Source organism: Klebsiella sp. WP4-W18-ESBL-05, from assembly GCF_014169075.1.
In the GTDB taxonomy this organism is placed as follows: Bacteria; Pseudomonadota; Gammaproteobacteria; order Enterobacterales; family Enterobacteriaceae; genus Kluyvera; species Kluyvera ascorbata_B.
In genome coordinates this window covers 2593798-2615739 of record NZ_AP022057.1, presented here as the reverse complement: position 1 = coordinate 2615739, position 21942 = coordinate 2593798, and the positions used below count along the sequence as shown (strand labels likewise).

Genomic DNA, 21942 nt, shown 5'->3' with positions numbered 1-21942 from the left:
TCCATGACCATTCGAGGGTTATTGCCCGTTTTGTGGCTGATAAGCGCCGTTGCTGGCGCGCAAACGCAGGCATTTACTGACGATCTGGGGCGGGTGGTGCAGGTGCCTGAGCACCCGAAACGCATTGTATCGATGCACGATCTCGATATTACCATTCCGCTGATTGAACTCGGCGTGCCGCCGGTTGCCAGCCACGGGCGTACGCGGCCGGACGGTAGCCATTATCTGCGCGCCAGCGCCGAACTCACCGGCGTGGATTTTGAGAATAGCGACATCGCGTTCATTGGCACCGCTGATATCGATCTTGAGGCCGTGGCGGCGGCAAAGCCTGACCTGATTATCACCGAGCCTAACCGCAATGTGCCGATAGAGCAGTTGGCAAAAATTGCCCCCACGGTCAGTATTGACCATTTATTGGGCAGTGCGCCGCGAATTTACAGCAAACTGGCGCAGCTTACCGGCACTCAGGCGCGGCTGGCGGTGCTTGACCACCGCTATCAGACGCAGATTGCGCAGCTCAAGCAGACCGTGGATACGCAAAATATCAGCGTATCGGTCATTCAAGCCAATAATGGCAAAGTGACCGTACATCATTCATACCACTCACTGGGCCGCGTCCTGCGCGATGCCGGCTTTCATTTCCCGCCGTTGATCGAACGCATTCCCGACGGACAGCGAATCGACGTTAGCGCTGAACAAATGCCGGATCTGGACGCGGATTTTGTCTTTGCCACCTGGCGCTCCGACACCGGCGGTAAACCGCAGGATGAGCTCAATGAGATGGAAAAAGTGATGCCGGGCTGGTGCGATTTTATGCGCGCCTGCCGTACCGGGCACTATGTCCTGCTGCCGCGCGATGAAGTTATCTCCAACTCGTATGCGGCGTTGAGCCTGCTGGTGGCGCAGGTGCAGTCCCAGATTGCCGGAAGACCGCTTGCCTCGGAGGGCAAATGAGCCAGAGCGTGCAGCGTAAGGAAAAAAAACGGGTAGATTTGTTCGGCGAGCGCCTGCGCAACCGGGCGGCACAGCTGTCGCCACGGCTATTAGCCGTGGCGCACTGGATTGACGATAACCGCGAAGCGGTGCTTGACCACACGGCAATGGAGATTGCAGCGGCGACGCAAACCTCAGATGCGACGGTGGTGCGCGCCATTCAGGCGCTAGGCTTCGCCGGGCTACGTGACCTTAAGCAAACGATGCAGCACTGGTTTGGCCCGACCATCACGTCATCAGAAAAAATGGCCTCTACCGTGGCGACGCTAACCAGCGACGTCAGCGCCAGCATTGATTTTGTCCTGGAAGGACACCTGCGCGCCTGTGAAGTACTGGCCACACCGGATAACCGTGCGGCTATCGCTCGCGCCGTCGCGCTGCTGAGCGACGCCCGTCAGGTTGCGCTGTTTGGCATTGGGGCATCGGGTATTCTCACCGACTATACCGCGCGAATGTTCAACCGTATCGGCCTGCCGTCGTATGTCCTTAATCGCACCGGATTTAGCCTGGCTGAACAGTTAATTTCACTCCAGCGTGGCGATGTGCTGATTATGATGGGGCAAAAGTCTCCGCACCGTGAAGGGCTGACGACCCTGCGCGAGGCCGCACGTTTGGGTATTCCGACGATTTTGTTGACCCAGGCAACCGACTCGCGGTTTAGCGAAATGTCTCAGGTGGTCATCCATGTTCCACGTGGTGAAAACGGCCGTGTGCCGTTGCACGGGACGGTGATGGTGTGCCTGGAGATGCTGGTGCTGTCGGTCGCGTCGACGGCTTCGCAGCGCACGCTACGCTCCATGAAACGCATTAACGATCTTCACAAAGCCATCGGCAAATCCGGTGGGCGAAAAAGCGAATAGCGCAACCCTCGCTAATGCCAGACCTCAACGGCGGACACTATGATGGACTAACCGGTTGCATTATGACCGGAAAATCATCAGGCTACAAAAAACGACCGAGCATGTGAGGAGAGAGAAATGAAGGCACTGCCCGCGGTAGCGGTTCTGGGATTGGGCGCAATGGGGCACGCATTTGCGGCCAATCTGCTAAAAAAAGGCTTCACGGTATACGGCTGGAACCGCACGCCAGGCCGTGGCGAGGACCTCGAGCACGCGGGGTTACAGCTGTGTAATAACCCTGCGCTGGCGGTCGCCGATGCGCAGGTGGTTATCGCCATGCTGACCGACGGCGATGCGACGCAGTCGCTGATCCGCGCCGTAGCCCCGTCCTGCCAGCAGGGGGCGACTTTCTGCCAGATGGGGACTATCGGGATTCAGGAAACCGCGAATGCGGTCGCGCAGCTTCACGCGCTGCGCCCGGATATGCTCTACCTCGATGCACCGGTATCCGGTACTAAAGCCCCGGCTGAAAATGCGCAGATCCTGGTGATGGCCAGCGGCGATCGCACCCGCGCCGAGGCGGCGCAGCAGGTGTTTGACGCGATTTCTCGCGGGACACAGTGGTACGGTGAGGTGGGTAACAGCCAGAAAATGAAGCTGGTGATCAACGCCTGGCTGATTGCCATGATGCAGGGCGTGGCGGAAAGCATGCAGCTGGCAAAACAGTTTGGCTTCACGGCGGACAAGCTTTGGGAAACGCTGGAAGGCGGCCCGCTGGCAGCACCGTACGTGAAAGGGAAGCTGGCGATGATCCGCGAGAACGACTATACCCCGCAGATGCAGCTACAGCATGCGCTGAAGGATGCGCGTCTGGCGCTGGCAAACGCGCCGCAAGGCACGATGCCGATGATGAGCGATATTGCCACACTGTGGGAGAACGCAGCGCAGGGCGGGCTGGCCGAGCAGGATCTGGCGGCGGTGTACGCGTGGCTTGATAACGCGCGTCAAATCTAACGTGCGGGGAGGGGGCAATGGAGTGGCTACGTCAGCGTATTGAGCAGCAGGTACTGGGCCTGACGGGGATGGCGTTGAAAGAAATAGACTTCGAGCATCCTATCGGCGATCCGGGACTGTTTGGCCCGCAGTCGGCCATCTGGCCGGTGCACGGCGATTTTACCTCCATGCTGTGCGGTGGCATCAGCGCGTTGCTGCTGCAAATGCTGCACCCCTTGGCGCTGGCAGGCGTTTGGGATCATTCGTCATTTCGTGACGATATTTTCGGTCGCCTGCGGCGTACCAGCCAGTTCATTTCCGCAACAACGTTTGCGACCGAGCCAGACGCCGAGCGATTGATTGCCAAAGTCAACGCGATTCACGCGCGAATTAACGGCGTAGATAACGATGGTACGCCGTATGCGGCTAACGACCCGGACTTACTGACCTGGGTGCACGTTGCGGAATGCCGTTCGTTTATGGCCTCGCACCTGCGCTATCGGCGTACGGTGGTGAGTCCTGCGCGACAGGCCCAGTATTTTATCGAATCGGCCAGCATCGCCGAGCGGCTGGGCGCGCGAAACGTGCCGAAGACGCCGGACGCGGTGGCGGACTATCTGGCGCGAATGCGCCCACAGCTGCGCTGCGACGAACGGACGCGTGAGGTGGCGAGGGTGCTCATGACGACGCGACTGCCCGGCCGGTTGGCGCAGCCCGCCGGGGTGATTTTCATCAAGGCAGGAATCGATCTGCTGCCCGGCTGGGCGCAAGACATGCTGGATTTACGGCTGAGCCCGATCGAACGGCGTGCGGTACGCGGCGGTGTGCGTTTGATTGCCGCCATCCTGCGGCGTTCGGTTCGCAATGGTGCCTACCACTGCGCGATGCGACGAATGCAGCGAGAGGGATAATAAAAAACCGGCACGGGGTGCCGGTTTTTTATCAGATTTTGCAGGCGTCGCCGCAGTCGTCATCGGCGATAATCGCCTGCGCTTTCTTATCCGCATCGTCCAGACGCTCCGCATTACGTTCCTGCGCTTCGTCTAATCCATCAAAAACCAGATTGTCGAGATCAATTTCCATTCGTCATGTACTCACTCTGTTCTACACTTGTCACAGTATATTGCAAAAATGTTGATTGATGTACCCACTCAGACAGCCGCCGACCGTCTATTCAGCACGAACCGTCTCTTTTGCCGAACTCTTGGTCAAAATGTGACGTAGCGCGACTGGAATGCGCACGCATTGTTCAAAGTGATATCGATAACAGGCGAATACTGGAAACAGGAAAGCATATAACCTTAAAAAATGAACCAGTTCGGAGGGATATGCAATGCAGAAACAGGACCCACAGGCATTAACCAATTTTGATTTTTTGGCCCGCAGCTTTGCTCATATGCACGCGTTGGGCCATCCCATCGACATCAGCGCCGTAACGGGCAACATGAACGCGCAGCAGAAAGCCTGGTTTTGTGCAAGGTATGAACATTACCGAAAGCAGGCTGAGAGGGCCCGTACGCGGGCGCTGGAAGTGTGTTAATCATTAGCGGGCCGAATGGCCCGTTTTTATTGGTATCTGAGGGCCTGGGCTTGATGTTATGCGCTGTTCGTTTTTCACCCTCCTGCCGTCCCGCATGATTGATGAAATTTATTCATAGGCCAGTTCTGATTTACCCCGCTAATCGCCATCGTCGTTGCTCGCTATAATTCTCGCATCCACACATTCAGACGGGGCGACGGCTCCGTTTCGGAGACCATAATATGCACACCTTACTGAACGCTCGCCAGCAGGCGCTAATCCCGATTGCAGCATTTACCGCCTGCGGCGCGATGGACAAACTCGATCAGGCGCTAAATGCAGGGCTTGATGCAGGCTTAACGATTAATGAAATTAAAGACGTGCTGGTTCAGCTCTACGCCTATTGCGGTTTTCCACGCAGCCTGAATGCATTGGGCTGTTTTATGTCGGTTGTGGACGCGCGCAAACGACAGGGGAAGGTGGACGACGAGGGCAAAAGCGCCACGCTGCCGCCGGAGGACTGGAACAGCCTTGTTGCGGGAACGGATAATCAGACCCGGCTGGTCGGGCAGCCGGTTAGCGGGCCGCTGTTCGACTTTGCACCCGCAATAGACGTTTATCTGAAGGCGCATCTGTTTGGCGATATCTTCCAGCGCGATGTGCTGGACTGGCCTACTCGCGAACTGGCGACTATCGCGGCGCTGGCGGCCATTCAAGGGGCGGAAAGTCAGCTGAAAAGTCACTACGCCATCAGCCGTCATAATGGCATTACGGTGGAGCAACTGCGGACGTTTATCGCGGTACTGGCAGAAAAATGTTTGCCCGCCATGGCTGAAAACGCGCGTGCGGTGCTTGAACAATTTCTTAATCAACAGGAGCAGTGATGAACACACCGTTTGATGGTAATAGCGCCTTCCCGCGCGGTGAAAAAAATGAAGCCTACGCGCAATATTTCACCGGAACCAGCTACCTGACCATGCTGTCCCGTGAGGGAGTGACGATTGGCAACGTAGCGTTTGAACCCGGCTGTCGTAACTTCTGGCACATTCATCATCAGGGCGGGCAGATTTTGCTGGTGACCGGTGGGCGGGGCTGGTATCAGGCGTGGGGTGAAGCGGCACGTGAGCTGAAGGCGGGCGATGTGGTGAATATTCCTGCCGGTACCAAACACTGGCACGGTGCGGCGCACGATAGTTGGTTTGCCCATATCGCGGTTGAAGTCCCGGCGCCGGGAGCCTCAAATGAGTGGCTTGAAGCGGTGAGTGACGACGAATACGCAAAGCTGCCCTAGGCTTGCATGGAGCTGAATGGTCATGATACATGACTCAGGTCACCTTTTTACCGCGAATGATGGCTATCCCCTATAAATCAGAGGGCTATAATCTGACGTGACGTTTAATTTGAGGAAATATCATGTCTAAACAGCTTCGACTGCTTAAAAATATCCTGCTTGCCGGTACCGTTATGCTGGCCTCTACCGCGACCTGGGCCGCTGAGCATTGGATTGATGTACGCACGCCAGAACAGTATCAGGAAACGCATGTTCAGGGCGCGGTGAATATTCCGCTTAAGCAGCTGGCGGCGCGAATTGGCGAAGTGACGCAGGACAAAAACGATACGCTGTACCTGTACTGCAATACCGGCAACCAGTCGGGTAAAGCAGAAACGCTGCTGCAAAAAATGGGCTACAAGAACGCCATCAATGAGGGTGGCCTGAAAGACGTTGAGAAAAAACAAACGCTGGTGAAGTAATCGCCGTTCGCTGGCCGAGGGTTGGCGAAAATGAGACTCCGTTGCTAGCCTGAATAATTCAGGTCCCCGGGTGGTTTCCGCGTGAAGCCGCTCGGGGTAGTCATTAATGCACGAAGGATCTCACATGAGCGAAGTCAAGATTGTTGCCACTCTCACCCCCCGTCCGGAATATATCGACACCATCAGACAAGCCGCGCAGGCCATGGTACCGCTGACGCACCAGGAGGCGGGGTGCCTGCAGTACGATCTTCATGAAAGTAAGGCCATTCCCGACGTGCGTGAGCTGGCGAACGAGGGCAGGGTATCGTTCGTGTTTATCGAGCGCTGGAAATCAGAGGATGATCTGAAAAAGCACGTCGCAATGCCGTACCATGATGATTTTCTGGCAACGCTGGATGGAAAGCTGGACGGCATCAGCGTACAGCGCTTAACCAAGCTGCCGTGATACATAAGAGAAGAGAGAGGCGCCATATCGAGAGGATATGGTGCGTTCGATTGGACTCGAACCAACGACCCCCACCATGTCAAGGTGGTGCTCTAACCAACTGAGCTACGAACGCGTTATGGTGCGTTTAATTGGACTCGAACCAACGACCCCCACCATGTCAAGGTGGTGCTCTAACCAACTGAGCTATAAACGCATAATGGTGCGTTCGATTGGACTCGAACCAACGACCCCCACCATGTCAAGGTGGTGCTCTAACCAACTGAGCTACGAACGCATTGTTGCTTGCGGCAACGGGGACGAATATTAGCGGCAGCGGCGGGCTGTGGCAAGTGGAAAATGTGTGATTTCACGCGACTGGAGAACTTTTGCCCATCTCTGACGCATTTTTCTTCGCTTTACAAAATACGTTGATCTCGCTGGCTTTTATTCCCCCCACTTTTGACGCTTTTTATCACTCCTGACGCTGCCGGCCATTTTTGTCATCGATGGTTGAAAATGGAAATGTAATGTTATAACGTTTTGCATCCTGTCAATATCACAGAAGGAAGAGGCGAGTGAAGCATCTGGGAAAAATGGCGCTAGCGATGGGCGCGCTGCTGATGAGCGGGCAAACATGGGCCCATGGACATCACGATCACGGCAAGCCGTTGTCGGAAAAAGAGCAGAAGGCAGCAGAAGGCATTTTTGACGTCAGCGACGTGAAGGATCGCCCGCTTGAGGACTGGGACGGCGTGTGGGAGTCGGTGAATGCGCTGCTGCTGTCCGGCGAGCTCGATCCGGTTTTCCGCCAGAAAGCGCAAAAAGACCACAGCAAAACGTTCGCGCAGATTAAAGAGTATTACCGTAAAGGTTACGCGACGGACGTGAACATGATTGGCATTGAAAACGGCGTCATGGAGTTTCACGTAGGTGACAAGGTCAGCGCCTGCCAGTACCGCTATGCCGGGCACAAGGTGTTAACCTACGCGTCAGGCAAAAAAGGGGTGCGCTATTTGTTTGAGTGTCAGGATGCCAAAAGCGCTGCGCCGAAATACGTGCAGTTCAGCGATCACACGATCGCGCCGCGTAAATCCGCACATTTCCATATCTTTATGGGCAACCAGTCGCAGGAAGCGCTGCTGGCTGAGATGGATAACTGGCCGACGTACTATCCGTACCAGCTCACCAGCAAGCAGGTTGTAGAAGAGATGCTGCACCACTAAGGTACGGCCCGCGCCGCGTGGGTTCACGGCGGCGCGGGCGGGGCAATTAGCGTGCCGCGCGTTGTAAAATAACCGCCGCAGGCTGACGCTGAAGGAAACGCATTCTGAGCATCATCATGATTGCGGCCGAGGTCAGACCAATAATGAAGCCCCACCAGAAACCCGCCGGACCCATGCGCTCAACCACCAGATCGGTCAGCGCGAGCACATAGCCGCACGGCAGGCCCAGCACCCAGTAGGCAATAAAGGTGATAAAGAAGATGGAGCGAGTATCTTTATAACCGCGCAAAATTCCGCTGCCAATCACCTGAATGGAGTCGGAGATTTGATACAGCGCTGCCAGCAGCATCAGCTGTGCCGCCAGCGTCACCACTTCCGGGTTATCGTTATAGAGCAGGGCGATATGGGTCCGCATCAGCGTCGTGAATACTGCCGTACAGACGGCCATGCATACGCCGACGCCCAGGCCGGTGCGGGCAGAAACCTGTGCGTCGGGCGTTGAACCCTGGCCCAGACGGAAGCCTACGCGAATCGTCACCGCTGCCGCCAGCGACATCGGCAGAACGAACATCAGCGAGCTGAAGTTGAGCGCAATCTGATGGCCAGCGACATCCACGATCCCCAGCGGAGAGACCAGCAGTGCGACAACCGCGAACAGCGTCACTTCGAAGAACAGCGCCAGCGCAATCGGCAGCCCCAGCGTGGTCAGCCGCTTCAGAATGGTGAGGTCCGGGCCGCTAAAACGCGCGTGGTGACGAATATCTCGCATCGAGCCTGCGTGGCGGACGTAGTACAGCATGCTGAAGAACATCACCCAATAAACCGAGGCGGTTGCCACACCGCAGCCAACGCCGCCGAGTTCCGGCATCCCAAAATGCCCGTAAATAAAGATATAGTTCACCGGAATGTTCACCAGCAGGCCGATAAAGCCCATGACCATGCCGGGCTTGGTTTTCGCCAGCCCTTCACACTGGTTACGTGCTACCTGGAAGCAGAGATAGCCCGGCGCGCCCCACAGCAGCGCACGCAGATAGCCAACGGCTTTGTCGGCCAGCGCCGGGTCAATGTTATGCATGGCGCGGATAATATGGCCCGCATTCCACAGGACAACCATGATCAGCAGCGAGACAAAACCGGCCAGCCAGAACCCCTGGCGAACCTGAAGCGCGACGCGGTCGCGTCGGCCGGAGCCGTTAAGCTGGGCGATAACCGGCGTCAGCGCCAGCAGGAGGCCGTGGCCGAAAAGAATGGCGGGTAGCCAGATAGACGTGCCGATCGCCACGGCGGCCATATCGGTGGCGCTGTAACCGCCGGCCATCACCGTATCAACGAACCCCATGGCCGTTTGTGCTACCTGCGCAAGGATAACCGGGATAGCCAGAGCTAATAACTGACGCGCTTCGCTAAAGTACTTCTGCACGTGAACACCTGTATTGTTGTTATTTATTCTCGCCGTACGCCGTGTACGGGAGACAGATAAGCCGCCTTAACCGGCAGCAAGAAGAATAAATAGAGGAATTGCTCCGATATTGTAGCGGGGATTTGCTATTAATCTAGTCAAAAAAAGGGGGGAGCGGCGCGGAAGGTGGCAACCTGTTTTATCAACTGCTATTGTGCGTAGCAGATGAACCGGTAGCGATGCCGGCACGATGATTAATAGGAGTTGACGATATGTTCACGGGTATTGTGCAGGGCACGGCAAAAATCGTGTCTATTGATGAGAAACCGAACTTCCGCACCCACGTAGTAGCGCTGCCAGAATCTATGCTGGCCGGGTTGGAAACCGGGGCTTCGGTTGCACACAACGGCTGTTGCTTAACGGTCACGGAAATCAACGGCGACCAGATTAGCTTCGATCTGATGAAAGAGACGCTGCGTATTACCAACCTTGGCGATGTGAAGGTTGGTGACGTCGTTAACGTTGAGCGCGCGGCGAAGTTCAGCGACGAAATTGGCGGCCATTTGATGTCGGGTCATATTATGACCACTGCGGAAGTGGCTAAAATTCTGACGTCTGAAAACAACAAACAGATTTGGTTTAAAATCCAGGACCCGTCGCTGATGAAATATATCCTCTACAAAGGATTTATCGGCATCGACGGTATTAGCCTGACGGTAGGTGAAGTCACGGCGACGCGTTTTTGCGTGCACCTGATTCCAGAGACGCTGGAGCGCACGACGCTGGGTAAAAAACGTCTGGGTGACCGCGTGAATATCGAGATCGATCCGCAAACGCAGGCGGTAGTGGATACCGTTGAACGCGTGATGGCCGCGAAAGAGGCTGCCGCGCAGGCGGTAGCAGAATAACGGAAAACGCCTGCGCCGGGTGGCGCAGGCGTCAATGCCGGATTACCGCGCGACGCGCAGACCTTGTTCAACCCCACGGGAGAACATAACCTGCCACAGCTGAATATCACGCGCACGGAAGGCTCCCGCACAGGCGTTAAGATAGTAGCTGAACATGCGTTTGAATCGTTCAGAATAGTTGTCGGCGATTTCCGGCCAGCTGGCGAGGAAACGGCTATGCCAGGCCATGAGCGTGGTATCGTAGTCGGCACCAAAGTTGTGCCAGTCTTCCATCACGAAGTGTGGTTCGCTGGCGACGGCAATCTGGCGCACGGACGGTAAACAGCCATTCGGAAAGATGTATTTGTTGATCCACGGATCGACATTGTTGTCGGTTCTTTTCGAACCAATGGTGTGCAGTAAAAACAACCCATCGGGCTTGAGATTGCGGTCAACGACGGAGAAATAGGTGTCGTAGTTTTTTGGCCCAACGTGCTCAAACATGCCGACGGACACGATGCGGTCGAACTGATCGTTTAAGTCGCGGTAGTCCTGGAGCAAAATCTCAACGTCCAGCCCTTCACAACGCGCCTGCGCCATCTTCTGCTGTTCAGCGGAAATGGTGACGCCCTTGACGGTCACGCCGTAGTTTTTCGCCATATAGGCTGCCAGGCCACCCCATCCGCAGCCGATATCCAGCACGCGCATTCCCGGCGCCAGCTGCAGCTTCTGGCAGATAAGCTCAAGCTTGGCCTGTTGGGCTTGCTCGAGGTTTTCAGCCTCTTTCCAGTAGCCGCAGGAGTATTGCATGAAAGGGTCGAGCATGCGGCTAAAGAGATCGTTGCCGAGGTCGTAGTGCTCTTTGCCTACCTGCCAGGCGCGTCTGCGGCTCTGGAGGTTAAACAAACGCGCACCGGCCACGCGCAGCGTATCTTTTAAATGATGGGGGAGTTGGTTTTCAAGTCCGGCGCGCAGTACCTTGTCGAAGAAGATATCCAGACGATCGCATTCCCACCAACCGTCCATATAGCTTTCGCCAAGACCCAGCGAACCTTCCTGTAAAACTCGTTTAAAAAGACGCGGATTTTTAACCTGAATATCGCAGGAGGCATTGCCGTTAATTTCAATGCCTGCTCGGTTTAGCAGCTCGCTAACGATACGATACCAGTCGTCATCCGGTACGCTTACTTCTTCTATACACGATGAGCTCATAGCTTCTCCATCCCGACCTGATGATCAGAACCTTAAAACAGCGTAGACGCTTTTTTCTGGTTTGTGAGAAATGTCACGAAAAATTCGTGAGCCTGCTATCCGACGTAGCACAGAGGAAGGGAAGAACCCCTTGCCGAAAGCCAATCCGTGGTTTAAGGGGAAGCCGTCCTGCTTCCGCATAATAAGTTCAATGTATACTAATTATGTGATGCCGATCCAGTATAGGACGCTAAGTGCCTTGATTCAACAAAAAAACTTAGCGCCCTAATCATTTATGGAAGTATTGATGCGAGGAATATTCAGACGTGGGACGCAGCGGCGTCAGCCTGGCGTTCGGCGCGACGGGCGGCGCGCTGCATGCCGTAACCGATACCGGCCAGCACTACGGTTACCAGCATCACGCTGGTAGTGGTAAGCAGCGGAGTCGCAATCAGTGTCGATACCGCCAGGCTGGCCAGGAAGCACAGACCGAGCTGAAGCGTATTTTGCAACGCCGCCGCGCGACCGGTGGCCTGTGGGAACGGCTTCAGCGCCTGTGCCACGACGATCGGATAGATAGCGCCGTTAGCGGTGGCCATCACGCAGAACGGAATCAGCAGTGCGGTCAGCGACACATCCTGGGCCAGGCCGACGGCCCAGGTTCCCACGACGCTCAGTGCGAACCCGACCAGCAGCCATGGCAGCAGCTGTGAACCCTGCCATTTTTGCAGTGCGGCGCGACAACCGTAGCCACCAATCAGGAACGCGATTGTCTGCGGCACATAGCTCAGGCCAATGACGGTCGGGCTATAGCCCATTTCGTGCAGGATAAACGGCGAGCCGGTCAACCAGGCAAAGAAGCTGGCGGAGCAGGCGGCGTAGATAAGTACGTTACCGCGATAGTCTTTACTGCGCAGCAGGCGCATAAACGTCAGCTTTTCTCCGTTGACGGCGTGCTTTTTGTGCGCGGGCTTGAGACGAAAAGCCGGCAGCATCAGCACCAGCGTGATAATAAACAGCGTCGCAAAGATGGCCTGCCAGTCAAAGTGGACCAGGAGCCAGCTGCCAAGCAGCGGTGCCAGCGCGGGTGACAGCCCGACGAGCGGCATGATGGTTGCGAAAATGCGGTTAGTACGCTGGGCCGGATAGTAGTCGGTGACCATTGCCTGCCAGGTAACGGCTGCGGCGCATACACCGACCGCCTGCACAAAGCGCAGCACCAGCAGGGTAGTGCCGTCACGGACCCACAGCATCCCCAGACAGCCCACGGCGAAAATGGTTAAGCCCGCCAGCAGAATGGGTTTGCGGCCATAGCGGTCAGACAGCGGCCCCCACAGCAGCTGCGCGACGGCGAAGCCGGCCAGGAACAAACTCAGGCTGGCGCTGACCGCCGAGGCCGGCGTTTGCAGGTCTTGCTGAATGGCAGCAAAAGCAGGCAGGTACATGTCGGTGGCCAGAAAACCCAGCACGCTCAGCCCCGCGAGCCAGACTAAAAATCCTTTCCCAGGTTGCATAAATTGCCCTTTATTATCTGATATTAACCTTGCCGCCGAGTGTAGAGAGTGCATTCAGGGTTGTGAAACGCTAATATTTGAGTCATGGATTCAAATTTTTTGCAGGCAGAAAATGTGGTCTGAATATTCTCTTGAAGTCGTTGATGCGGTAGCGCGTAACGGTAGCTTTAGCGCCGCCGCGCAGGAACTGCATCGTGTGCCTTCTGCGGTAAGCTATACGGTACGACAGCTGGAAGAGTGGCTGGCTGTACCGCTGTTTGAACGCCGTCATCGCGACGTGGAATTAACGCCTGCCGGGGCATGGTTCCTGAAAGAAGGGCGGTCTGTTATCAAAAAAATGCAGATCACCCGCCAGCAGTGCCAGCAGATTGCCAACGGCTGGCGTGGCCAGTTGGCGATTGCCGTTGATAATATTGTTAAGCCACAGCGTACGCGCCAGCTGATTGTCGATTTTTACCGTCACTTTAGCGACGTTGAGCTGATTGTTTACCAGGAAGTCTTTAACGGCGTATGGGATGCGCTGGCGGACGGCCGCGTCGAGCTGGCGATTGGCGCCACGCAGGCGATTCCGGTCGGGGGGCGCTTTGCTTTTCGGGATATGGGAATGCTCAACTGGCACTGCGTGGTGTCCAGCGCACATCCGCTGGCGCGTCTGGATGGGCCGCTCAGCGATGATGTGCTGCGCAACTGGCCGTCACTGGTGCGCGAGGATACTTCGCGTTCGCTGCCTAAGCGTACGACCTGGCTGCTGGATAACCAAAAACGCGTGGTGGTGCCGGATTGGGCGTCGTCAGAAACCTGTATTTCCGCCGGCTTATGTGCGGCGATGGTGCCGGGGCATCTGGCTCAGCCATGGCTGGAGAGCGGAGAGTGGGTCGCACTGACGCTGGAGAACCCGTTCCCGGATGCCGCCTGTTGCCTCACGTGGCAGCAAAGTGAAGCGTCACCGGCATTAAGCTGGCTGCTGGAGTACCTGGGGGATAGTGAGACGCTGAACGAGGAGTGGCTGCGAACGCCCGTATAGGGCGCTCGCAGAACGCGATTAACGGCGGTAGTCGCGATACGGACCGTCGGCCACAGAACGACGCTCAATCAGGCGCGGGTGCACCTCAATTGACTGTGACTCTTCGCGCTTGCTGACAATGCGATCCATCAGCATGTTAAAGGCCGTTTCGCCAAGCGAGTCCTTCGGCTGATGGATAGTGGTCAGCGCGGGGGTGAAGAAACGTGAGTTACGCACGTTATCATACCCGATCAGCGAAATATCCTGCGGCACGCGCAGCCCCATTTCATCGGCGGCACACAGTGCGCCCATGGCCATAATATCGCCGCCGCAGAAGATGGCGGTTGGGCGCGGGTGCTGGGACAGAATCTGCTGCATCGCCCGGTAGCCGGATTCTGGTTCAAAGTCGCCCTGAACAATCCAGTTTGCCGGTACGTTAATCTGCGCTTCTTCCATCGCTTTCATAAAGCCTGCCAGACGGCCTGCGCCGGTATTGCGCTCCAGCGGGCCCGGGATCACGCCGATATCGCGATGGCCGCGTTCGATCAGATAGCGGCCCGCCATATAACCGCCTTCGAAGGCGTTATCGATAACCGAGTCGGTAAAATCGGCTTTGGCTTCGCCCCAGTCCATCACCACCATTGGAATGTGACGATACTCTTCCAGCATGGAGAGCAGTGACTCCGGGTATTCTGAGCACATGACCAGCAGACCGTCGACGCGCTTTTGCGCCATCATTGACAGGTACGCGCGCTGCTTCTCAAGATTGTTCCACGCGTTGCCGAGGATCAGGGTATACCCTTTCTGGAAGCAGTTTTTCTCTACGGCCTCAATAATTTCGGCAAAATAGGCTGCTTCACTGCTGGTGGCCAGCAAACCAATGGATTTGGTGTGGTTGACCTTCAGGCTGCGGGCAACGGCGCTCGGCGAGTAGTGCAGTTCTTTAATCGCCGCCCAGACCGCTTCACGCGTCTCTTCGGCGACAAAACGCGTTTTGTTAATTACATGTGATACGGTTGTAGTGGAAACGTTTGCGCGCTTCGCTACATCTTTAATTGTTGCCATTCCATCTCACTCCAGACCCTGGCCTGCCCCTGAAAAAATCGAAAGGAAAACGTTTGCCTTCACACACCCTGACGCAATTTTGTGAATTGCGATTCGCCGGGAAAACGATACAGGACGACAGGAGGGGGTCAATGGCCGGTACGCTTATAAATAAGCGTCGAATTTTGACGTATCCCGACGCAAAGTGGAAGAGCAAAAAACAACATCCTGCTAAATCTGTGAAGATTTTTACGATTATCTGTGCAAAAATGAGTAAGCTCAGTTTCACTGTGGCAATAAAAAGGAGAAAAATTGATGAGTACCGAACTTAAGCTGTCGCTCACCACTACCATTATTACGCTTGCGCTCATTGTTGCCGCTGCACTGACCGCCGTATTGCATTAATTCCTCCGGTGAGGGAGTTCGCTCCCTCCCGTCAATTGTTATCAAATTAGCAATAATCTTTTGCTGTTTTGTACACTTCTGATTTTCTGTGATTGATGTCATGCTTTTGTCCTATGTTGTCATGCCGCCAGCTGTGCGCGGCCAACCGGAGTTTTTGCATGAAAGTCAATTATCCCCTGCTTGCCCTGGCGATTGGCGCCTTTGGCATAGGGACCACCGAATTCTCGCCCATGGGGCTGCTGCCGGTCATTGCGAAGGGCGTTGACGTCTCTATTCCCGCCGCTGGAATGTTGATCAGCGCCTACGCCGTGGGCGTGATGGTCGGGGCCCCGCTGATGACGCTGCTGTTGTCTCATCGCGCGCGGCGCAATGCGCTGATTTTCCTGATGGCGATTTTTACCCTTGGTAACGTGCTGTCGGCTATCTCGCCTGACTACACCACGCTGATGCTGTCGCGCATTATTACCAGCCTCAACCACGGCGCGTTCTTTGGTCTGGGGTCGGTGGTTGCCGCGAGCGTTGTGCCAAAGCATAAGCAGGCGAGCGCGGTAGCGACCATGTTTATGGGCCTGACGATTGCCAATATCGGCGGCGTTCCGGCGGCGACCTGGCTGGGTGAAACCATTGGCTGGCGCATGTCGTTCCTGGCGACGGCTGGCCTTGGGATTGTCGCCATGGCGGGTCTGTGGCTGTCGCTGCCGAAGGGTGGGGCAGGGGAAAAACCGGACGTTAAGCGTGAGCTGGCGGTACTGGTGCGCCCACAGGTACTTTCTGCCTTACTGACCACCGTGCTCGGCGCTGGTGCGATGTTTACGCTTTATACCTACATTTCGCCGGTATTGCGGACCCTGACGCACGCCACGCCGGGATTTATTACGTTGATGCTGGTATTGATTGGCGTTGGCTTCTCTATTGGCAACTTCCTTGGCGGCAAATTTGCTGACCGCTCGGTTAGCGGTACGCTCAAAGGTTTCTTGCTGCTGCTGATGGCCATTATGCTGGCCATTCCCTGGCTGGCGCAGAGCCAGGTGGGGGCGGCGTTTAGCATGGTGGTGTGGGGCGCGGCAACGTTTGCCGTGGTGCCGCCGCTACAGATGCGCGTGATGCGGGTAGCACACGAAGCGCCGGGGCTTTCGTCGTCGGTGAATATTGGCGCGTTTAACCTCGGTAATGCGCTGGGGGCCGTGGCCGGCGGTGCGGTTATATCGGGCGGGCTGGGCTACAGCTTTGTACCGGTGATGGGGGCGATCGTTGCTGCGCTGGCGCTGGCGGTCGTGTTCTTCAGCGGCCGTCGCCGTGGTGCGCAGGCGCTGGTCAGCGAGTAAAAAAAACGCAGAAGGCAAGCCTTCTGCGCGATGGCATATCACCCGGCGAAGCATGGCAACGCCGGGTTTTTTGTGCTTACGCAGCCAGATTTTCAGCCACGAACGCCCAGTTCACCAGAGCCCAGAAGTGCTCCAGGTAGTTAGGGCGGGCGTTGCGGTAGTCAATATAGTAAGCATGTTCCCACACGTCGACGGTCAACAGCGGCTTCGCGTCGGTGGTCAGCGGGGTGCCGGCGTTAGACGTGGATACGATGGCCAGAGAACCGTCTGCTTTCTTCACAAGCCAGGTCCAGCCTGCGCCGAAGTTTTTCACTGCGGCATCGGTAAACTGGGCTTTGAAGTCGGCGAAGCTGCCGAAGGATTTGTTAATCGCTTCTGCAACGGCACCGGTCGGTTCGCCGCCGGCGTTCGGCGCCAGGCAGTTCCAGTAGAAGGTGTGGTTCCAGACCTGAGCCGCGTTATTGAACACGCCGCCTTCAGAGGTGCGTACGATCTCTTCGAGCGTTTTATCCTCAAAGGCGGTGCCTTTGATCAGGTTGTTCAGGTTGGTGACGTAAGTCTGGTGGTGTTTACCATAATGATACTCAAGCGTTTCCACAGAAATATGCGGAACCAGGGCGTCTTTGGCATACGGTAATGCAGGTAATTCGAACGACATTGCTACTCTCCTTTTATTATTTTTACTCTCAATAACCTTGTATTGAGTGGGGATAGAGTAGCAAATTAAAAGGTGAGATAAAAGATAAGCTTACCCCGTTTATTAACAAACGGGGTAAGTAATTAACGAATCGTCTTCGGGGTTACCACGCGACGGGCGCCGACATAGTGGCGTACCCAGTAGTCTTCGCTCAGCGAGGTAATGCGGATGTCCTGACCGGTGCGAGGCGACTGGATAAATTTACCGTTACCAACATACACGCCGACGTGATCGGCAGTACCGCGACCCTGGGTCCGGAAGAAGACTAAATCACCGCTTTCCAGCTCGCTGCGGTCAACCGGGCGGGCATCGCGCAGGTGGTACATTTCGTTAGCGGTACGCGGAATACGGATATTCACCAGATCTTTATAAGCATAGTAAACCAGACCGCTGCAATCGAAACCGGTACGCGGCGAGTTGCCGCCCCAGCGGTAGGGTTTACCCAACTGGCCCATCAGTTTGTTCATGGCGGTTTTTTGCGCTTTCTGCACGCGAACTTTATGCGCCTGGGCGATGGTGGTGGGCTGACTTTCTACTTTGCTGGTGGTACAGGTTTTTTTATGCCCTTTGCGGGTCGTCTTGCAGGTTGTCACGACGCTAGCGGTTTTTACCGCGCTGGCTTTGCGGGTTTTGCTGGCGACCGTTTTACGTGAAGGGGTAGCGGCCTTTTTCGCTTTGCTGACCGCGGGTGCGGTTTTGTTCTTCGCGACGGTGCTGGTTTTTTTCTTGCTGGTTGATTTGCTGACCGTATTCTTTTTCTTGCGTTCACTGCCCTTAACGGGAAGTGATTTTTGCGCCGTCGGTGTTTTGGCATGCCCTGTTGCATGCGCCAACGGCGTGAACGATAACGATGTAAACAACAATGCACAGAGCGTGATCGACCATTTTTTTATCTGCGCCACTGAACAACCCTCTGAGTATGCAGGCTAAATATCCTTGCCTGGGTATGGTTTACAAAACCCATCGATTCTAATCCATAAAAACACGAAATGTTAATAGTGTTTTTCATCCCAAAACGCTGTTTCGTTAGCAAGTGCAAAAAAAAACATCATTTGATACAGCTTGAGCTAAAAAATGAGCAGGTTTTTCATCCAGCTGCCGATAAACACATATTTATAAGGCAACTTCAATGCGCAGAGGATAAAATAATAAGGCGTGAATAAAATGTTATTTTCTGTTCAGGCCGCAAAACGTTACAATGGTGGACTACTGCCGTAAAAAGAAGTTTGAGGAAGCAAGACAATGAGCGAAACAATTGAAAAAATTCAGCGCCAGATCGCTGAGAACCCGATCCTGCTGTACATGAAAGGCTCCCCGAAGCTGCCAAGCTGCGGTTTCTCTGCGCAGGCCGTTCAGGCGCTGTCTGCCTGCGGCGAACGCTTTGCTTATGTTGATATCCTGCAGAATCCGGACATCCGTGCCGAACTGCCAAAATATGCAAACTGGCCGACCTTCCCGCAGCTGTGGGTTGACGGCGAGCTGGTTGGCGGCTGCGATATCATCATTGAAATGTATCAGCGTGGCGAACTGCAGCCGCTGATCAAAGAAACCGCGGCGAAGTATAAAGCGGAAGAGCCAAAAGCGGAATAAATCTTCAATCCCGATGGCGCGTTGCGCGGCATCGGGGAGTGCTATGCAGAAATAAAAAAGCGACCGTCAGGTCGCTTTTTTTTGCGTTATTCCGCAACGACGGGCAGCGGCCAGCCGCCCAGACGTTTCCAGCGGTTGACGATCTCGCAGAACAGAATGGCGGTCTGCTCGGTATCGTACAGGGCAGAGTGGGCCTGGCTGCTGTCGAAATTCATACCTGCCGCAGCGCAGGCTTTCGATAAAACCGTCTGTCCCAACGCCAGCCCGCTCAGCGCGGCGGTGTCGAAGGTCACGAATGGATGGAAAGGGTTGCGTTTCAGCGATGCACGCTCGGCGGCAGCCATCATAAAGCTATGATCGAACGTCGCGTTGTGGGCCACCATAATCGCGCGGTTACAGTCGCTATCTTTAATACCCTTGCGTACCATTTTGAAGATGGCGTGCAACGCATCGTATTCGCTGACCGCGCCACGCAGCGGGTTATTCGGATCGATCCCGTTAAACGCCAGCGCCTCCGGCTCGAGGTTCGCTCCCTCAAACGGTTCAACGTGGAAATGTAACGTGTTGTCCGGCATCAGCCAGCCTTGCTCATCCATTTTCAACGTAATTGCCGCTATTTCGAGCAGGGCATCCGTTTTGGCATTGAATCCGGCGGTTTCAACATCAATCACCACTGGATAAAACCCACGAAAACGGTCGCATAGACCATTAAGTTGCGCATTGTCGGACATCAGAATCTCTTAACTCAGAAAAAGTAGCGCGCATTATGGCAAATTTTGCCGCGGCTTGGAAAGGCAGGGGGAAAAAACGGGTGCTAAAAGCACCCGCAGAAAATCAGTTGCCGAGACCTTTGCCGGCATCTTTTTCTTCGATCAGTTCGATTTTGTAACCGTCCGGATCTTCAACAAACGCAATCACCGTGGTGCCGCCTTTTACCGGGCCGGCTTCACGAGTGACGTTGCCGCCGTTCTGACGAATACGGTCGCAGGCTTCGGCAGCGTTATCAACGCTCAGCGCGATATGACCGTATGCGTTGCCCAGGTCGTATTTGTCTACGCCCCAGTTATAGGTCAGCTCGATCACCGCTTCATCACGTTCGTCACCGTAGCCCACAAAGGCCAGCGAGTATTTGTACTCGGTGTTTTCGCTGGTGCGCAGCAGCTTCATGCCCAGCACCTTGGTGTAAAAATCAATGGAGCGTTGCAGGTCGCCGACGCGCAGCATGGTATGCAGTAAACGCATGATATCCCTCGTCCTTACTTATGAATAATCTGACTAGTATAGCGGCGGAAGGCCGCCGCTATCAATGCAGGATCACAGGGTTGGGTAATCGGTGTAGCCTTCCGCGTCGCCGCCGTAGAAGCTTTCCGGGCGTTGTGGGTTCAGCTCGGCTTTGTGCTGCAGGCGAGCGACCAGATCCGGGTTGGCAATATAAGCGCGGCCAAAAGCAACGGCGTCAATCAGCCCTTTTTCAATCAGCTCCTCGGCTTTTTCTGGCGTATAGGCACCCGCACCAATGATGGGGCCATGGAAACGTGCGCGTACTTTCTCACGGAAGGCATCGCTATACGGCTCGCCACCCGCCCAGTCAGGTTCGGACATATGCAGATAGGCAATACCGCGTTTACCCAGTTCTTCTATCAGATACAGCGCATCGGCTTCTTCGTTCGGACCGTTGTCGACGTTCTGGAAGCTACCAATCGGCGACACGCGAATACCGATGCGGTCGGCACCCCATTCTTTAATCCCGGCATCCACCACTTCCAGCACCAGACGCGCGCGGTTTTCAACGCTGCCGCCATACTGATCGGTACGGTGGTTAGAAGACGGAGAAAGGAACTGGTGCAGCAGGTAGCCATGAGCAGAATGCAGCTCAACCAGGTCGAATCCGGCTTCACGAGCGTTGGCAATCGCCTGGCGGAAATCGTTCACGATCCCCGGAATTTCAGCGGTTTCCAGCGCGCGTGGCATAGAGGTATCGACGCGAATCGCGTGACCATTTTCATCACGCAGCGAAGTGCGGGTACCGGCGCTCAGCGCGGAAGGGGCAACAGGCGCTTCACCGTTTGGCTGCAGGCTGTTGTGTGAAATACGCCCGGTGTGCCACAGCTGTACGGCGATACGGCCGTTTTCAGCGTGCACGCCGGCGGTAATTTTCTGCCACGCGGCAATCTGCTCTGGGCTGTGCAGACCCGGCGCGCCCTGGTAGCCTTTGGCCTGGGCGGAAACCTGAGTGGCTTCAGAGATAATCAAGCCTGCGCTGGCGCGCTGGCGATAGTACTCGGCCATCAGCGGAGTGGGAATGTCGCCTGGCACGATGCTACGCAGGCGCGTCAGCGGGGCCATAAACACGCGGTTTGGGACGGTAACCGCACCCACTTTCAGTGGGGTAAACAGTTTTTCTTGTGACATGGTGACTCCTAAGTAGACCGGTCGTCTAGCAATTTACGAAATAAAAACGCCGGGATTATTCCGGCGCAGCAATCAGATTTCTGACGTGCGTCAGCGCGCTTTCCAGCGGTGCAGAACTGCGCGAAATTTTTGCCTGCAGGTTCGCCCCCAGCCACAGTGAATAGAGCACCTGGGCTGTCATGGCGGCTTCACCGCTGAACGTCAGGCAGCCTTCACGGCGGCCGTTTTCCAGCGCTTGCGCGAGCAGAACCATAATCTGGCTAGCACCTTTATTCATGGCGGTACGCATATCTTCAGAAAGATCGCACACCTCAGCAGACAGCTTGACGGTCAGACAACCGCTAATCAAACCCTGCTGGCAAAACTGTTCAAGCGTGTGCTGGTAGTAGTTCAGCAAGCGGTCACGGTAGTTACCGGCCCCTTGCGTGAAATGCTGCGTCAGGCGCTGGTGATAATCAGCAAAATGCCGCTCCAGCATGGCCACGCCAAAGGCTTCTTTTGAACGAAAATAGTGATAGAACGATCCCTTCGGCACTTCCGCCGTCTTCAGGAGTTCGCTCAGGCCCATCCCGGTGAAACCGCGGTGCATGCAAAGACGCTCGCCGGTTGCCAGGATATGTTCACGGGTATCATGTTCAATGGATTTGCTCATAGCAGGCACTGTAATAGACCGATTGGTCTAATGCAAATTTTTTTTGCCCCATCTCGCCAGATGAGCACGAAAGGGGA

Annotated in this window: 25 protein-coding genes, 3 tRNA genes and 1 pseudogene; 15 read left to right on the top strand and 14 right to left on the bottom strand. The window is 55.6% G+C overall.

From position 1 onward, the window contains the following. The first annotated feature begins 3 nt into the window (after positions 1–3). The 4 genes and pseudogenes from H7R58_RS12705 to H7R58_RS12690 all read left to right on the top strand — a co-directional run bounded on the left by H7R58_RS12705 (position 4) and on the right by H7R58_RS12690 (position 3736). Positions 4–954 (top strand): ABC transporter substrate-binding protein, encoded by a 951-nt coding sequence (locus tag H7R58_RS12705; protein WP_182930481.1) that lies wholly within the window; start codon positions 4–6, stop codon positions 952–954. After that, positions 920–1853, top strand: a pseudogene (locus tag H7R58_RS12700) (MurR/RpiR family transcriptional regulator). The gene H7R58_RS12705 and the pseudogene H7R58_RS12700 overlap by 35 nt, the downstream one beginning before the upstream one ends. A gap of 117 nt (positions 1854–1970) precedes the next feature. After that, positions 1971–2846: an NAD(P)-dependent oxidoreductase gene (locus H7R58_RS12695; RefSeq protein WP_182930482.1), complete on the top strand. Its 876-nt coding sequence runs from the start codon at positions 1971–1973 to the stop codon at positions 2844–2846. A gap of 17 nt (positions 2847–2863) precedes the next feature. Next, entirely contained in the window at positions 2864–3736 is an 873-nt protein-coding gene (locus H7R58_RS12690; RefSeq protein ID WP_106926736.1) for an oxygenase MpaB family protein, read from the top strand. A 31-nt stretch (positions 3737–3767) separates the two neighbouring features. Here H7R58_RS12690 and H7R58_RS12685 read toward each other — a convergent pair whose 3' ends face one another. Further along, the gene (locus H7R58_RS12685) at positions 3768–3908 is read right to left on the bottom strand and encodes a hypothetical protein (RefSeq protein ID WP_106926738.1); all 141 of its coding nucleotides are present in this window, start codon (positions 3906–3908) and stop codon (positions 3768–3770) included. 250 nt (positions 3909–4158) lie between these two features. Between H7R58_RS12685 and H7R58_RS12680 the strand changes: the two genes are divergently transcribed. The 5 genes from H7R58_RS12680 (at position 4159) to H7R58_RS12660 (ending at position 6541) form a co-directional block, all read left to right on the top strand. Continuing rightward, the gene (locus H7R58_RS12680; RefSeq protein ID WP_106926740.1) at positions 4159–4365 is read left to right on the top strand and encodes a glycogen synthesis protein GlgS; all 207 of its coding nucleotides are present in this window, start codon (positions 4159–4161) and stop codon (positions 4363–4365) included. Between the two features lie 221 nt (positions 4366–4586). Next, on the top strand, positions 4587–5228 hold the full coding sequence (locus tag H7R58_RS12675) for a carboxymuconolactone decarboxylase family protein (protein ID WP_182930483.1): 642 nt from the start codon (positions 4587–4589) through the stop codon (positions 5226–5228). Then, positions 5228–5635, top strand: a complete 408-nt coding sequence (locus H7R58_RS12670; protein WP_182930484.1) for a cupin domain-containing protein — start codon at positions 5228–5230, stop codon at positions 5633–5635. The genes H7R58_RS12675 and H7R58_RS12670 overlap by 1 nt, the downstream gene beginning before the upstream one ends. Before the next feature lie 140 nt (positions 5636–5775). Next, the gene (gene pspE, locus H7R58_RS12665; protein ID WP_374956743.1) at positions 5776–6096 is read left to right on the top strand and encodes a thiosulfate sulfurtransferase PspE; all 321 of its coding nucleotides are present in this window, start codon (positions 5776–5778) and stop codon (positions 6094–6096) included. Between the two features lie 124 nt (positions 6097–6220). After that, a complete protein-coding gene (locus H7R58_RS12660; RefSeq protein WP_106926748.1) occupies positions 6221–6541 on the top strand; it encodes a putative quinol monooxygenase in 321 nt (106 codons plus the stop codon). A 38-nt stretch (positions 6542–6579) separates the two neighbouring features. Here H7R58_RS12660 and H7R58_RS12655 read toward each other — a convergent pair. The 3 genes from H7R58_RS12655 to H7R58_RS12645 all read right to left on the bottom strand — a co-directional run bounded on the left by H7R58_RS12655 (position 6580) and on the right by H7R58_RS12645 (position 6818). Beyond that, positions 6580–6656: transfer RNA gene (locus H7R58_RS12655), tRNA-Val, on the bottom strand. A 4-nt stretch (positions 6657–6660) separates the two neighbouring features. Then, positions 6661–6737 (bottom strand) — tRNA-Val (locus tag H7R58_RS12650). Positions 6738–6741: 4 nt separating this feature from the next. Further along, a tRNA-Val gene (locus H7R58_RS12645) sits at positions 6742–6818 on the bottom strand. Between the two features lie 298 nt (positions 6819–7116). On the opposite strand from H7R58_RS12645, the gene zinT reads away from it, so the two are divergent. After that, entirely contained in the window at positions 7117–7746 is a 630-nt protein-coding gene (gene zinT, locus H7R58_RS12640; RefSeq protein ID WP_106927047.1) for a metal-binding protein ZinT, read from the top strand. A gap of 46 nt (positions 7747–7792) precedes the next feature. On the opposite strand, the gene mdtK is transcribed toward zinT, so the two are convergent. After that, positions 7793–9166, bottom strand: a complete 1374-nt coding sequence (gene mdtK, locus H7R58_RS12635; RefSeq protein WP_106926750.1) for an MdtK family multidrug efflux MATE transporter — start codon at positions 9164–9166, stop codon at positions 7793–7795. Between the two features lie 251 nt (positions 9167–9417). Here mdtK and H7R58_RS12630 point away from each other — a divergent pair, with 251 nt between their 5' ends. Next, positions 9418–10053, top strand: a complete 636-nt coding sequence (locus tag H7R58_RS12630) for a riboflavin synthase subunit alpha (RefSeq protein ID WP_106926752.1) — start codon at positions 9418–9420, stop codon at positions 10051–10053. A 42-nt stretch (positions 10054–10095) separates the two neighbouring features. On the opposite strand, the gene cfa is transcribed toward H7R58_RS12630, so the two are convergent. Together cfa and punC are read right to left on the bottom strand one after the other, a co-directional pair. Beyond that, positions 10096–11244 (bottom strand): cyclopropane fatty acyl phospholipid synthase, encoded by a 1149-nt coding sequence (cfa, locus tag H7R58_RS12625; RefSeq protein ID WP_182930485.1) that lies wholly within the window; start codon positions 11242–11244, stop codon positions 10096–10098. Positions 11245–11543: 299 nt separating this feature from the next. After that, positions 11544–12737 carry a purine nucleoside transporter PunC gene (punC, locus tag H7R58_RS12620; protein WP_182930486.1) on the bottom strand — a complete coding sequence of 398 codons (1194 nt, stop codon included), beginning with the start codon at positions 12735–12737 and terminating at the stop codon, positions 11544–11546. A gap of 112 nt (positions 12738–12849) precedes the next feature. Here punC and punR point away from each other — a divergent pair, with 112 nt between their 5' ends. Further along, positions 12850–13761: a DNA-binding transcriptional activator PunR gene (gene punR, locus H7R58_RS12615; RefSeq protein ID WP_106926758.1), complete on the top strand. Its 912-nt coding sequence runs from the start codon at positions 12850–12852 to the stop codon at positions 13759–13761. An 18-nt stretch (positions 13762–13779) separates the two neighbouring features. On the opposite strand, the gene purR is transcribed toward punR, so the two are convergent. After that, positions 13780–14805, bottom strand: coding sequence for an HTH-type transcriptional repressor PurR (gene purR, locus H7R58_RS12610; protein WP_064545731.1), 1026 nt, complete (start codon positions 14803–14805; stop codon positions 13780–13782). A gap of 294 nt (positions 14806–15099) precedes the next feature. On the opposite strand from purR, the gene H7R58_RS12605 reads away from it, so the two are divergent. Both H7R58_RS12605 and H7R58_RS12600 read left to right on the top strand, forming a co-directional pair. After that, complete coding sequence (locus tag H7R58_RS12605) at positions 15100–15189, top strand: cytochrome bd-I oxidase subunit CydH (protein WP_106926760.1); 90 nt, start codon at positions 15100–15102, stop codon at positions 15187–15189. A gap of 158 nt (positions 15190–15347) precedes the next feature. Beyond that, on the top strand, positions 15348–16514 hold the full coding sequence (locus H7R58_RS12600) for an MFS transporter (RefSeq protein WP_106926762.1): 1167 nt from the start codon (positions 15348–15350) through the stop codon (positions 16512–16514). Positions 16515–16590: 76 nt separating this feature from the next. Here H7R58_RS12600 and sodB read toward each other — a convergent pair whose 3' ends face one another. Together sodB and H7R58_RS12590 are read right to left on the bottom strand one after the other, a co-directional pair. Continuing rightward, complete coding sequence (gene sodB, locus H7R58_RS12595) at positions 16591–17172, bottom strand: superoxide dismutase [Fe] (RefSeq protein WP_182930487.1); 582 nt, start codon at positions 17170–17172, stop codon at positions 16591–16593. A 122-nt stretch (positions 17173–17294) separates the two neighbouring features. Further along, positions 17295–18113, bottom strand: coding sequence for a C40 family peptidase (locus tag H7R58_RS12590; RefSeq protein WP_182930488.1), 819 nt, complete (start codon positions 18111–18113; stop codon positions 17295–17297). A 340-nt stretch (positions 18114–18453) separates the two neighbouring features. Between H7R58_RS12590 and grxD the strand changes: the two genes are divergently transcribed. Then, entirely contained in the window at positions 18454–18801 is a 348-nt protein-coding gene (grxD, locus tag H7R58_RS12585; RefSeq protein WP_106926768.1) for a monothiol glutaredoxin 4, read from the top strand. A gap of 86 nt (positions 18802–18887) precedes the next feature. Here the strand turns inward: grxD and rnt are convergent, their stop codons facing one another. From rnt to H7R58_RS12565, 4 genes are all read right to left on the bottom strand, one after another. Next, the gene (gene rnt / locus H7R58_RS12580) at positions 18888–19532 is read right to left on the bottom strand and encodes a ribonuclease T (RefSeq protein ID WP_106926770.1); all 645 of its coding nucleotides are present in this window, start codon (positions 19530–19532) and stop codon (positions 18888–18890) included. A gap of 103 nt (positions 19533–19635) precedes the next feature. Continuing rightward, positions 19636–20043, bottom strand: a complete 408-nt coding sequence (gene gloA, locus H7R58_RS12575; protein ID WP_106926772.1) for a lactoylglutathione lyase — start codon at positions 20041–20043, stop codon at positions 19636–19638. A 72-nt stretch (positions 20044–20115) separates the two neighbouring features. Beyond that, positions 20116–21213, bottom strand: coding sequence for an alkene reductase (locus tag H7R58_RS12570; protein WP_106926774.1), 1098 nt, complete (start codon positions 21211–21213; stop codon positions 20116–20118). A 55-nt stretch (positions 21214–21268) separates the two neighbouring features. Beyond that, positions 21269–21865 (bottom strand): TetR/AcrR family transcriptional regulator, encoded by a 597-nt coding sequence (locus H7R58_RS12565; protein WP_106926776.1) that lies wholly within the window; start codon positions 21863–21865, stop codon positions 21269–21271. Positions 21866–21942 lie beyond the last annotated feature (77 nt).